This window comes from Shewanella sp. Isolate8 (assembly GCF_022398495.1).
GTDB classification, from domain to species: Bacteria; Pseudomonadota; Gammaproteobacteria; order Enterobacterales; family Shewanellaceae; genus Shewanella; species Shewanella aquimarina.
The window spans coordinates 703,808-716,621 of record NZ_JAKEVI010000001.1; the positions used below are offsets into that span (position 1 = coordinate 703,808).

General features: G+C 49.6%; 14 protein-coding genes. 6 read left to right on the forward strand and 8 right to left on the reverse strand.

The genetic code is table 11. The annotated features are described in order from the left end of the window. Positions 1-54 precede the first annotated feature (54 nt). From yggU to L1D43_RS03060, 4 genes are all read right to left on the reverse strand, one after another. Positions 55-345, reverse strand: coding sequence for a DUF167 family protein YggU (gene yggU / locus L1D43_RS03045; protein ID WP_239849905.1), 291 nt, complete (start codon positions 343-345; stop codon positions 55-57). Beyond that, the gene (locus tag L1D43_RS03050; RefSeq protein ID WP_144201230.1) at positions 346-894 is read right to left on the reverse strand and encodes a YggT family protein; all 549 of its coding nucleotides are present in this window, start codon (positions 892-894) and stop codon (positions 346-348) included. A 60-nt stretch (positions 895-954) separates the two neighbouring features. Next, positions 955-1,773, reverse strand: coding sequence for a pyrroline-5-carboxylate reductase (proC, locus tag L1D43_RS03055; protein ID WP_239849906.1), 819 nt, complete (start codon positions 1,771-1,773; stop codon positions 955-957). An 81-nt stretch (positions 1,774-1,854) separates the two neighbouring features. Further along, positions 1,855-2,556 carry a YggS family pyridoxal phosphate-dependent enzyme gene (locus tag L1D43_RS03060; RefSeq protein ID WP_239849907.1) on the reverse strand — a complete coding sequence of 234 codons (702 nt, stop codon included), beginning with the start codon at positions 2,554-2,556 and terminating at the stop codon, positions 1,855-1,857. A gap of 35 nt (positions 2,557-2,591) precedes the next feature. On the opposite strand from L1D43_RS03060, the gene L1D43_RS03065 reads away from it, so the two are divergent. The 5 genes from L1D43_RS03065 to L1D43_RS03085 all read left to right on the forward strand — a co-directional run bounded on the left by L1D43_RS03065 (position 2,592) and on the right by L1D43_RS03085 (position 9,128). Then, positions 2,592-3,629: a type IV pilus twitching motility protein PilT gene (locus tag L1D43_RS03065; RefSeq protein ID WP_041510434.1), complete on the forward strand. Its 1,038-nt coding sequence runs from the start codon at positions 2,592-2,594 to the stop codon at positions 3,627-3,629. Positions 3,630-3,641: 12 nt separating this feature from the next. Next, positions 3,642-4,754, forward strand: a complete 1,113-nt coding sequence (locus L1D43_RS03070) for a PilT/PilU family type 4a pilus ATPase (RefSeq protein WP_239849908.1) — start codon at positions 3,642-3,644, stop codon at positions 4,752-4,754. A gap of 227 nt (positions 4,755-4,981) precedes the next feature. Then, entirely contained in the window at positions 4,982-5,995 is a 1,014-nt protein-coding gene (gene hemH / locus L1D43_RS03075) for a ferrochelatase (RefSeq protein WP_239849909.1), read from the forward strand. Between the two features lie 635 nt (positions 5,996-6,630). Beyond that, on the forward strand, positions 6,631-8,589 hold the full coding sequence (locus tag L1D43_RS03080) for a DUF4365 domain-containing protein (RefSeq protein WP_239849910.1): 1,959 nt from the start codon (positions 6,631-6,633) through the stop codon (positions 8,587-8,589). Positions 8,590-8,675: 86 nt separating this feature from the next. Beyond that, the gene (locus L1D43_RS03085) at positions 8,676-9,128 is read left to right on the forward strand and encodes a hypothetical protein (RefSeq protein ID WP_239849911.1); all 453 of its coding nucleotides are present in this window, start codon (positions 8,676-8,678) and stop codon (positions 9,126-9,128) included. 698 nt (positions 9,129-9,826) lie between these two features. On the opposite strand, the gene ruvX is transcribed toward L1D43_RS03085, so the two are convergent. From ruvX to L1D43_RS03105, 4 genes are all read right to left on the reverse strand, one after another. Then, positions 9,827-10,246, reverse strand: coding sequence for a Holliday junction resolvase RuvX (gene ruvX / locus L1D43_RS03090; protein ID WP_220058764.1), 420 nt, complete (start codon positions 10,244-10,246; stop codon positions 9,827-9,829). Positions 10,247-10,267: 21 nt separating this feature from the next. Beyond that, the gene (locus L1D43_RS03095; RefSeq protein ID WP_239849912.1) at positions 10,268-10,825 is read right to left on the reverse strand and encodes a YqgE/AlgH family protein; all 558 of its coding nucleotides are present in this window, start codon (positions 10,823-10,825) and stop codon (positions 10,268-10,270) included. Between the two features lie 16 nt (positions 10,826-10,841). Next, a complete protein-coding gene (gene yciH / locus L1D43_RS03100; RefSeq protein WP_041510556.1) occupies positions 10,842-11,171 on the reverse strand; it encodes a stress response translation initiation inhibitor YciH in 330 nt (109 codons plus the stop codon). Positions 11,172-11,667: 496 nt separating this feature from the next. Next, on the reverse strand, positions 11,668-11,982 hold the full coding sequence (locus L1D43_RS03105) for a hypothetical protein (RefSeq protein ID WP_239849913.1): 315 nt from the start codon (positions 11,980-11,982) through the stop codon (positions 11,668-11,670). 173 nt (positions 11,983-12,155) lie between these two features. On the opposite strand from L1D43_RS03105, the gene L1D43_RS03110 reads away from it, so the two are divergent. Beyond that, positions 12,156-12,719, forward strand: coding sequence for a DUF4136 domain-containing protein (locus L1D43_RS03110; protein ID WP_041510440.1), 564 nt, complete (start codon positions 12,156-12,158; stop codon positions 12,717-12,719). Positions 12,720-12,814: the final 95 nt, after the last annotated feature.

The following is a 12,814-nucleotide window of genomic DNA, read 5'->3' on the forward strand; positions in this document are numbered from 1 at the left end:
GTATAGCTATTAAAGTCTTAGGCTGCGGTGCCCTGGCTTATTTGCTTACACATTTCATGGGATTAAGGCCAAGATCTCCGCGGGGATCTCCTTAGGCATCACCACGCGGATCTGCTTGTGGCGCCCAAGTTCTCCGTTCTCGATAAGGATATTGCCCTTAGCCGTCTTAAACTGTTTCGAGAGAAACTTACACAGGTGGGCATTGGCCTTGCCGTCGATGGGCGGGGCGGTAATGGCCACCTTAAGCTCGTCGCCGTGGGGACCAACAATCTGGTCCCGGCTGGCTTTAGGCTGAATATAGAGCCTGATGACGAGGTCGTCCTCTTCTTTGGTGACAACCGCCATCTAGACGTTGGCCCAGAAGGGAACGTACTGAGACAAAAGCTTGTTGATGAAGATCAGACCGAACATGAAGATCATCACCGAAAAATCCAGGCCGCCCATGGGAGGGATGATCCGGCGGATAGGGGCGACCAGCGGCTCGGTCAGCTGTGCCATCACCATCTCGATAGGGTTGTGGCCCTGGCTGACCCAGCTGAGGATGGCGCGCAGGATAAGCATCCAGAACAGCAACACGCCCGCCTGTTTCACCACAGAGACCAGCGCCACCAGGAGTATGATAGGCAGGTTAATGGCGGCGCCCGCCATCAGGCTGAGGATCACAAACTTAATCACCACCACCGCCAGGGCGAGTACCACTGAGGCGGTATCAAGTCCGCCCAGTGGCGGCAGGAAGCGGCGCATAGGGCCGACTACGGGATGAGTCGCCTTGACCACAAACTGGCTGAAGGGGTTGTAAAAATCGGCGCGGGCCAGCTGTAACCAGATACGAATGATGACCACCATGAGGTAAAGGTCAAACAGGGTGTTCACTAAAAAACTTAATGCATCCATTGTGTTTCTCTACTTGTCTGTATCGAATAAAACTAGGGTTAAACCTATATAGGGCCAGCCCTAAAACTGTTTCGCCATCTCCTGGGCCCTATCCATGCAGTCGTGCATGGCGGTGCGCACTATCTCCCTCAGGCCTGCGCGCTCGAATGCCGCCAGGGCCTGCGCCGTGGTGCCTCCCTTAGAGGTGACATTCTCCCTTAGTTGCGCCGGTGAAAGCTGTGGATTCTGCTTCACCATAGAGGCGGCGCCCAGGGCGGCCTGCTGCACCATCTCGCGGGCCGTCTGCTCGTCGACGCCATCTTGTTTGGCACTGTCAATCATAGCCTCCATCATGAGGAAAAAATAGGCCGGCGAGCTGCCCGCCAGGGCGATCACCTGATTGAGATCTTCTTCCTTGTCGACCCATACGGTTTCGCCGCCCGTCTGCATCAGCTGCTCACACAGCTCGCGGTCTTGCGCGCTCACGCCTGGCTCGGCGTAGAGGCCCGTCATGCCGAGGCCTATCTGAGTCGGAGTATTGGGCATGGTGCGGATAAGCTGAATGGGCTGCTTGAAGAAGGCGTGATAGCGCTCGGCCGTGACACCTGCGGCGATGGTGACGATAAGCTTGTCTTTCAGGTTGAGTCCGCTCATCGCCTCGCACACCTGCTGCATCAGCTGAGGTTTCACCGCCAGTACGATAACGTCGGCCTCATCGGCGGCCTTCAGGTTGTCGTGGGAGACCTGGATGCCTAAATCCTGTTTCAGGGCGATGAGTTTGCCTTCGCTTGGGTTGGTGGCATGAATAAGCTGCGGTGCATAGCCTCCCTTGACCAAGCCGCTGGTGATGCTGCGAGTCATGTTGCCCGCGCCGATAAAGCAAATCTTCTTCTGTGTCATAAGGGTCTCTATTTATTCGTCTAACTATCTATATTTGGGCGCTTAGGCTAATTACAAGGGGTCAGCCTTAGGCGTGATATTCTAAGCTTTGGCATAATCCCGGGCGCCGAAGATGGCGCTGCCGATCCGCACCATGGTGGAGCCCGCGGCAATCGCCTGTTCCAGGTCCTGGCTCATCCCCATGGAGAGGGTATCAAGCTCTGGGTGCCGCAGTTTCAGCGCGTTAAATAAGGTCTGCATCTGACTGAATTCGGCCTGCTGCAGCGCAACATCGTCTGTGGCGGTGGGAATGGCCATCAGGCCTCTCAGGGTCAGATTGGGCAGGGAGGCGATGGTTTCGGCTAAGTGAGCGACCTCATCTGGATTAACGCCTGACTTGCTCTCCTCCTGGCTGACATTCACCTGGATGCAGACCTGCAGCGGCGCAAGGTGGTCTGGGCGCTGCTCGCTCAGGCGTCTGGCAATCTTCTCCCGGCTGAGTGTGTGCATCCAGTCGAAGTGCTCGGCGATGGTGCGTGTCTTGTTTGACTGCAGCGGGCCGATGAAGTGCCATTCGATGTCGCCATGGCTCTCGCGCAGGGCATTTATCTTCTCTTCACCTTCCTGGACATAGTTTTCACCAAAAAGCCGCTGCCCGGCATCATATGCCGCTACTATCTGATCTATGGGCTTAGTTTTACTGACCGCCAGCAGCTGTATCTCCCTGCTATCACGTGATGAATTTTGCGCCGCTTGAGCGATTCTTTGGTGGGCGTGGGCCAGTCTGTCTGCTATTGTTGTCATGTTGTAAGTTTTTGGTTGAATGGATATCCCATACTATGGAAATCACAGAGTTACTTGCCTTTAGTGTAAAACACAACGCGTCGGATCTACACCTTTCTGCGGGAGTATCTCCCATGATACGTGTTGATGGTGAGGTCAGAAAGATCAATCTGCCTGCCCTGGATCATCAAGGCGTACACAGCCTCGTTTATGACATCATGAACGACAAACAGCGTAAAGATTATGAAGAGCATTTAGAGATAGATTTCTCGTTCGAAGTGCCCAACTTAGCCCGTTTCCGTGTGAACGCCTTTAACCAGTCGCGCGGCGCCGCGGCCGTGTTCCGTACCATTCCCAGCGAGATCTTAAGCCTGGAGAAACTGGGCGCCCCTGAGATTTTCAAGAAGATTGCCAGCTTTCCCCGCGGTCTGGTGTTGGTCACAGGCCCAACCGGTTCGGGTAAGAGTACCACCCTGGCGGGCATGATAGATTATGTGAACGAAAACCGTCACGACCATATCCTGACCATCGAAGACCCTATCGAATTCGTGCACCAGAACAAGCAATGTCTAATCAACCAGCGTGAAGTGCACAGACACACTCACAGCTTCAACGCCGCGCTGCGTAGTGCACTGCGTGAAGACCCGGACGTGATCCTGGTGGGTGAGATGCGTGACCTCGAAACCATTCGCCTGGCCATGACGGCGGCGGAAACCGGTCACCTGGTATTTGGTACCCTGCACACCACCTCGGCGGCGAAGACTATTGACCGTGTGGTCGACGTATTCCCTGAGGGTGAGAAGAGTATGGTGCGAACCATGTTGTCTGAGTCCCTGCAGGCGGTTATCTCCCAGACCCTTATTAAGAAGGTGGGCGGTGGCCGTGTGGCGGCGCACGAGATCATGATGGGTACCCCGGCGATTCGTAACCTTATCCGTGAAGATAAGGTAGCGCAGATGTACTCGGCTATTCAGACGGGTATGGCTCACGGCATGCAGACCCTAGATCAGTGTCTGCAAAATCTGGTCAGTCGTGGCCTGATCACCCGTGAAGATGCGATGGCCAAGAGTTCTAATAAAAACGCTAGTTTCTAATAAGGTTTGAGTATGGAAGTTCGTCCATTTTTAAAGGTGATGGTAGAGCGTAAGGCGTCGGATCTCTTTATCACCGCCGGCTTTCCCCCCAGTGCTAAGGTCGATGGCGAGGTGCGTCCACTTGCCGAGAACCCCTTTACCCCGGCCCAGGCGCTGGAGTTTGTCGAATCTTTGATGACTGAGGCCCAACGTAAAGAGTTTCACGAGACTCGTGAATGTAACTTCGCCTACGGCGAGAAAGGCTTGGGGCGTTTTCGTGTCAGCGCCTTCTGGCAGCGCGAGTCGCCGGGCTGTGTGATGCGTCGCATCGAGACCAAGATCCCGCTGGTAGAAGATTTGAAACTGCCGCCAATCCTGAAAGACCTGGTGATGAGTAAGCGTGGCCTTATTATCATGGTGGGTGGTACGGGTACGGGTAAGTCGACCTCGTTGGCGGCCCTGGTGGGTTATCGTAACGCCAACGCCCGTGGCCATATTCTGACCATCGAAGATCCGGTGGAATTCGTGCACGACCATCGCAAGAGCATCATCACCCAGCGTGAGGTGGGTATAGATACCGAGTCTTTCGATGCCGCGCTTAAGAGCTCGCTGCGTCAGGCGCCAGACGTGATTCTCATCGGTGAGATCCGTACCCAGGAAACCATGGAATTTGCCCTGTCGTTCGCCGAAACCGGTCACCTCTGTATGGCTACCCTGCACGCCAACAACGCCAACCAGGCGCTGGACCGCATCATGCACCTGGTGCCCGAGAGTAAACATCAACAGCTGTTGTTCGACTTGTCGTTAAACCTTCGCGGCATCGTGGCGCAGCAACTGGTACCTAAGAGCGACGGTACGGGGCGCCGGGCGGCCATCGAGGTATTGATCAACACCCCAAGGGTTGCCAGCATTATCCAGAAGAACGAGCTGCACCTGCTTAAGGAAACCATGGCGAAATCCAACGAGCAGGGGATGCAGACCTTCGACCAGGCGCTGCTTAAGCTCTATGTGGAAGGTGAGATCAGCTACTCGGATGCGTTGCACCACGCCGACTCGCCAAACGATCTGCGCTTGATGATCAAGCTGCAAAGCTCAGAGTCTGCAAGCTCAGGCTTCATGGAAGGTGTGACGCTGGATCTCGACTAGCCTTTGATAGCACTTTGAAAAAACCGATAATCCTTTTATCGGTTTTTTTATGGGCGGGCCTTGATCTAAGCTGCTCTAATGGGCGTACAAGATGAGTGCCCAGTTGCTTTTAGAGTAAGTGAGAGAGCGCAAGTGAGATAAGAGCCAGTTCGATAAAATCAATCGAGTTGAGCGTAAGCGGACAAGTGCAAGGCAGGCGCCTGAACAGATAAAAACAAGGAATCATTTTGGCAAAATACTTTGGATTAAATAAACAGCAGGGCCATGGTGGTCGTGGCAAGACCACAGTACTGCTGATGAATCTGGGCACACCGGACGCGCCAACGACGGGCGCGGTGCGGCGTTATCTGGCGGAGTTTCTGTCTGACCCTCGCGTGGTGGAGATCCCTAAGTTGGTGTGGATGCTGATACTGCACGGCATCATACTCAGAGTCCGCCCGGCCAAGTCGGCGACCCTGTATCAGTCTATCTGGACCGAGCTGGGCTCACCCCTGATGGCCATCACTAAGGCCCAGCGCGACAAGCTGCAGCAAAGCCTGAGTGATGCGGGCATGGCGGTCAATGTGGATTTTTGCATGCGTTACGGTCAGCCGAGCGTCAAGGAGACGCTGAGACGTCTCCACAGTGAGGGAACCGACAAACTCGTTGTCTTGCCCCTCTATCCTCAGTACGCCGCGCCTACCACGGCTTCTGCATTCGATGCTATGGCTAAAGAGCTGATGTCCTGGCGCTACCTGCCGTCGCTGCATTTTATCAATAGCTACCACGACCACCCTGACTATATTGCCGCGCTGGCCGACTCTATCGCCGAGGATTTTGCAAAGCATGGCAAGCCTAAGAAGTTAGTGCTTTCTTACCACGGCATGCCCGAGCGCAACCTGCATCTAGGCGACCCCTACTACTGCCTTTGTCAGAAGACCACCCGTCTGGTGGTAGAGCGTCTGGGACTCAGTGAGAATGACTATATCACCACCTTCCAGTCGCGCTTCGGTAAGGCCAAGTGGCTCGGCCCCTACACGGATGCCACCCTCGAAGCCCTTGGGAAAGAGGGCGTGGATGATGTCGCCATCGTCTGCCCGGCCTTTAGCGCCGATTGTCTTGAGACACTCGAGGAGATAGAACACGAGAACCGGGATGTGTTCACCCAGGCCGGTGGCAAGAAGTATCGTTATATTGCCTGCCTCAATGACAGGGATGATCATATCGAGATGATGGCGAATTTGGTGAAGCCTTATCTTTAGCTGAGTTAGGTTAAAGGGGGGGGCATCTGCTTTGCTGCAGGCTTGATTGTTATCTGCTTTGTTGCAGGCTTGATTGTTATCTGTTTAGCGTATTGAAGGTTATACCTTCACTTCCATCAATTGCCTGCGGCAGGCTTATGTGCAAGCACTCTTTTGGCACGCCACAAGCACGTCCGTGTGGGCTTCACGGCGGCGTCCATGCCGCCGAGAGCCAAAAGCGTGCTTACACCCGTATCTAAACGTCTCTTCGATTTAACATCATTTGTTGCTGATAAAGGGAAAAGATTTAGCGCATCTTTGCTTATTTGAAGCAACTCATAACAAGCAGTTGAAACTGGACAGGTAGACAGTCGTATTTAAATGATGTGACTTTTGGGTGATTTCAAGTCGAAATTCGTGCGCGTTTCCCCATTTCGCTTTAAATAAATATTTTTAAAATCTATCACTTACGAAATTCGTGAAGTAGATTGTAGGTTTGGGAAACGCGCATGCGCGTTTTTCCAGATGGTGTATTGAGCAAAATGCTGATAAGTTCATTACATACAGATAGTTAACTGTGCGCGTTTTCACTGGCCCAACGAGGTTAATGCGCATGCACACTAATAAGCTGTTAGGCCCTTAAGAACGGATTCACAATGAAACTTCCCAAAAGACACCGTAATCATCAGTTAGAAACTGAATCGGTAAGAGAACTTCAGTCTAAACTACCATCTACTTGGGTATATAGAACTCCAACAGATGATTATGGAATAGATGGTGAAGTGGAAATTTTTGACGATGAGGGGGTTGCAACTGGTAAGAAGTTTTTGCTTCAACTAAAAGCTACTGACGAAGGTGATTTAAAAAAAGCACTAAAATTACGACTACCTATTGAAAAAGCTAATTATTTCGATAGCCTTAATTCACCTGTGTTAATAGTTAGATATTTGGCTATAAACAAGAAAATCTATACTAGATGGTTTCATTCTTTTGACCCTTACTGGGAATCTGTGACCGAAAATAGTTTGGCTTTTAACTTTGCTGAAACAAATTCTTGGTGTGAAGGGCGAGAAAATTCTATTGAAGCGGAATTAATTGAATATCTGAGCTTAACAAGCAATAAATATCCTTTTCCAATTTCGTTGCCAATGTTTTTCACTCCAGACTTCCCTTTGGCTAATGAAGCAGCAAAACTAGCTGTTCAAATTATAACTGCTTCAAAGAAGTATGATGAACTCATAGATTTAAAATTATCGACAATACCTGAGTCCTTCCCACCAAGCTATATAATATTCGATAGTGAGAAGTTGCATGTAGTGTTAGCAAACAGAACCGGCTCGTGTTTGCATTTTAAAGATGGGTTGAGCGAGAAATTACGGAAAAATATCATCAGTGACATTTTTGTAGCAATCGGTCTTGGCTTGTTCTTTAAAAGCTATAGGGTTGAAGCTGGACGCTTTCTTTCAGATAACATCAAAACATCAACCCTTAAACACGATATCAAGGTAGTATCTGCGGTTATAGCTGGCCTTATTCAAGCTAGGCAGCATGAACAAGCTTTAGAACTAACGAAAGATTTGTTCTGTGAAGAAGAGGGAATAAATGCAGCTCAAGCCGCACTAGCATCAATCATTAGATGTTTTGGTTCTAACAATACATCCGACAAAAGCCTCCTGTCCGAATCACTTTCTCAAATTAGCAACTCTTTACAGGAAAGAGGAATAAATGAAATAGCTGCAGTTGTAGAATATAATCATGCAAATATGTTGAGATCTAATAATGATAAACTTAAAGATGCCATAAAGCATTACAATAATGCGGCTAAACTACTTCAAGAATACAAAGAAAGAAGCTACTGGCTTTCAGAAGTAGCAGGTTGCCTTTTTCTGCTTAAGCGCTATAGACATGCATCAAAGTTCTACAAAGCATCAATTGATGCTGAATTTAGTTTGCGCGTGTTAGGCTTGTATGCCGACTCTTTGATGTATTCTCGTTGTTTTAAAAAATCACTTGATGAATTTCACCGTTATCTTGAGGTTGATGACAATGACAGCTTTAATACCGAATGGCATCTAAAAAGTACATGCTTACACGCCATCGTTGAAACATTAAATGTAGAAGAGCAACCGGCTTATCATGGAGAGTGTGATATAGACGCTTTAATAAAGGGGACTGAAGACAGCTTTATAATGTATCTAAAAGAGAAAGATGCTCTCTGTGGAGAGGTTTGGTTTCACTTAGCAATCAGCTTAAGTAATGAGGAAAGGTTTGAAAATGCGGTAATTTGCTTTCTTATGTCTGCTTTTTGTGGACACTCCGAAATGGACTCTTGGGGCAATGCATTAAGCTGTTCATTTCAAACGGAATCCAGAGGAATGTCAGCAGCGATAATGAAATGTGCCTTTGATAAATTTGGACAAGATTTTCTTCTTTTTTTTAGTGAAACTCGACCTTTAGGTGAGGATGCTGATCCTGTAGGAGCTCAATTAAAATTAGTTGAATTAATGCAGTTTTTAAATGAAACAAAACCTTCAAAATCAAAATTTGAAGTCCGTATGCATAGACCTGATGGGGGATATGATAAAATTTTGCCTGTAGCAAATGAAAAGGCCTAACGAGTTGCTGCACTCGGAAAAATTGCTCGCTGCACTCCTAATAATCCGGTGAGAGAAGCGTTCGTTGCCCATAAGGATTCAGTGCATTGTTTGAGAAAAAACCAATAGTCAAAGAGATCGAGTTAAGTCGTGAATATGATTTTTCATATGAAAACTTTGTACTGGCAACACAGCATGAGATTTATCTCTTGATCGAAAAATCTGAAGGCTTGATATATGGTATTAAGTTCAAATCTAGGCAAGTCAAGTACGGCGGTCCAAACGATGAAGCTAGAGGTAGACACCCATTAATAAAATACGGCTTGGGTTTTTATGGATTCTTCGAGGTAGAGAATTCGCCGTGGATAAAAGAGCAAATCAAGTTAAACAAAGTTCATACTCGGCATAGTAATTCTTTGTTTTCTGGGCTTACACATTACGTAGCTTGCTTTCAAGATGTAATGCTTGAAGTTACATCTAGAAATTATGAAGAGTTTCAAATAACCCAAGAAGAATTAAATTTAGTGTTTCAAGAACAGGTGTCAAATCTTGAGGCGTAAGCAACTAACAAGCAAAGGCTGCATCACCCTGCGGGCTGGACGCGCTAACTCGGGCCGCTGCTTTGGGCGTTATCTCATAGACATATTACTCTGAAACTCATATATAGAGCTAAAGTCATAAAGCAGAAATGTCCAGAATTTTCCCATATCGTTTAATCGAAGAGAAGGATAATTGGGTGTAGATACGCCAGTGAGCTTCCGAAACACGGCCGCTCTTTGACATCCATGTCTCCGCAGCATTCGTGAGTCCATTCACATCAGATGTTTCGGTAGAGCCTAAAGGGACTATTCTCCATAAACAAAGAGTCGGCGTCTCACAGACGAATCTGCACGACAAGGTCGCTCATACACATCCCTGTGTTCGCGACATTGGCGCATCCTTGCACTGCACCTGCTGCCAAGCAATTCAAAACAGTGACGGTTAACGCTACAGTTAACTTTGCTAAGAAACAAACTAAGTCGGGGTTAAGCCCTTTCCAATACACAAAAAGGTCGCTCTTACACATCCCTGTGTTCGCGACATTGGTGCATCCATGCACTGCACCTGCTGCCAAGCAATTCAAAACAGTAATGGTTGACGTTCGGTTGACATTGAAACTGTCAATTAAGGTGAGGGCTAAGACCTTAAGAAAACTGGGGAAGCGAGTTTCCGCGCATAAAAAAGCGGCCTTGATTAGCCGCCTTCGAACGTTCAAATTTTAGTAGAGATTTTCGAAATAACTCTCGATGATGAGTACCGCCGACATGGAGTCGACCTGACCCTTGGATAGGGCCTTGTAGCCTCCCATCTCGAACAGCCTGGCCTTGGCGTCGGCCGTGGTGAGGCGTTCATCCTGGGTGGCGGTCTTGACGCCGAAGCGGCCGCTGATGCGGTTGGCGAACTTGCGGGCTCGCTGGGTCATCTCCTGCTCTGTGCCATCCATGTTGAGGGGCAGACCGACGACGATAAGGTCCGGTTTCCACTCCTTGATGAGCGCCTCTATCTCTTCCCACCTGGGGATGCCGTCGTTGGCCTTGAGGGAGGCGAGGGGGGTGGCGCTACCTGTGATCTGCTGGCCGATGGCGACGCCTATGCTCTTGGTGCCGAAGTCGAAGCCCAAGACACTTGCTGAACTCATAGTGAATTTTATCCTTTACTGTTAGGCGTGACCGGCCTGGGAGGAGAGCTGCCAGATGTCGAAACCTAATGACTCTGTGGCCTTCTGCCAGCGCTGCTCATGAGCTGTGTTGAACATCAGGTCCATATTGGCGGGGATGGAGAGCCAGGTGTTGTCGGCCAGCTCCTGTTCCAGCTGGTGGCGTCCCCAGCCTGCATAGCCGAGGGCGACGATAAACTGCTCGGGCGCCTCTTTGCCGCCCAGGGAGGTGAGTACGTCGCGGGAGGTGGTGAGCATGAGATCATCACTGATCTGCTGGCTGTTGCTCCACTGTGACTGCGGCGTATGCAGCACGAAGCCCTTCTCCTGCCCAACCGGGCCGCCCACCAGGACCTTGCTGTTGATGCTCTCTATGGTATGAAAATCATCCAGCTCCATCTGTCTGAGCAGTTCATTGACATCGACCCCTATGGGGCGGTTGATCATCAGCCCCATGGCACCTTGTTCGTTGTGCTCGCACAGGTAGATCACGCTGCGCTCGAAAAAGGTATCCTTGAGCGAGGGCATGGCAATGAGTAAATGATTTTGCAAACTTTCCATCTAGCGCTCCAATGGGTTAACCACCCGCCAGTTTCACCTGATAATTAAGCTTTTCCAACAGGGTTTTCAGTTGTTCACGGTTGTCGGTTTGGATCTCTATGTTGAACTCTTTTACCGTACCGCCGCAACCACACTGTTTCTTGAGTTTCTGCGCCAAGGCTTTGAGTGCTTTCTCGTCCAGGCCCAGGCCCTTGATCACCGAGACGCCTTTGCCTTTACGGCCCTTGCTGTCTTTATGAATGCGTACTATGCCATCGCCTTCCGGGATAGCCTTGGTTTCCTTGGGTTGGTCGATTTTGCCGCCATCTGTGCTGTACACTAGGGCAATATTGGGATCGATTCTCATCATCTGTCACACACTTAACTAAGATACCCTGAGTCTATCAAATTGAAACTCCCTTGTGGGAGGAGTAATCCCTAGATACAAAAAAAAGACCACCCTAGGGTGGTCATGGATAAGGACCGATACCAAATGCAGGGAGGTATCGGTACTAGGGTCTGTTTATCTTTCAGGTTTAATTTTTGTTCAATCTAAACGCGTTTTGCTCAAGGCGCGCGCTGTGACGCATAGTATTCTATGCAAATAGCACGCAACACAGGGCAAGGCGAGTTTAGATGAACCCTTCGGGCAGCTTTTGTAGGCCATTTCAACGGCGTTATCGTCCGTTCATGTCACTCTGGTTTATAGGAACCACTACACAGGCCTCTGCCTGGTATAAATGCCCTACAAAATGCTGCAAAAACAAACAGGAAAGGTCAACAGACCCTAACATCCCAAGGCGACAGGTGAGCTGTCGCAATCAGTGAGCAAAACTGGTTGTGCATAACTCCTCATGCAAAAACTAAAGGTACTGCAGCGCCAACATCAGCAGTGACAGGCCTGTGTAGGCGGCGCAGGGAAGGATGAAACGATGAAAGCGGCTGATGGCCACGCTACAGGCGGTGAGGGCGAAGCCGATGGCTATGCTGGCGTGACTCGAGCTATAACCCTTTGCCAGGGCGATCATCATGACAAGCAGTGCCAGCATAGGCAGGGTAAAGAGCACCCACTGGGAGGCCTTTACCTTGGGGGCTTCCGCTAAGGGGGTTGCCAAGGATTTAGGGGCGAACATAAACACTGCGCTGGCGATAACAAATGCTGTGATAAACCAAGTCATGATACGAATCTCAATTAACCTCAATTGATAATCATTATCATTTAGGTTTTTGCTGAAGTCAAGCTGAATGAAACGCCATTTACAATAAAGAAGAGTTGTAGAACAGAGGTTTGCTAGGTAAGCTTTAGGATAAATTCCTGTTTAAGCCATGTCTGAAACATGCTGGAGAGTCTATGAAAAAGGTGATTATCTTGGCCGCTGCACTTGCCCTTTCGGCCTGTAGCACACTGAAAACCAGCTCCGATTATGATCCTAAGGTCAACTTCGATGAGGTGAAGACCTATGCCTGGGTGGTTAAGAAGACAGAGGATACTACCTATAACTTAGACGGCTTGATGGATCAGCGTGTTCGCGAGGCGGTAGACCGTGAACTGCAGATGAAGGGAATCAGTAAAGTCGAGGCAGACAGTGCCGACGTGCTGGTGAACTACTTCACTAAGGTCGACAAGAAGATCAATGTCGATACCTTTAATACCAACTTTGGTTATGACCCCTACTACTATCGTCCAGGCTGGGGCTGGAGCGGCAGTGTGCATACTCAAACCACGGTGCGCGAGTATGAGGTGGGAACCTTAGTGCTGGATATGATCAACAGAGAGACGGGTAACCTCATCTGGCGCGGCTCGGTTGCCGATACCATCCGAGATAAGAGTACGCCAGAGGAGCGCGTCGAGGTGGTTAATAAGGCGGTAGCGGCCATGATGCTTAACTACCCACCACAGAAAGCGGCGAAATAGCCTTTCAGTTTGTTATTAAAGCGGCCCCTTGGCCGCTTTTCTTATGCCTGTCGTTTTGTTTTCCCTATTTTGTTTCCCCTATTTAGTACCTTTGC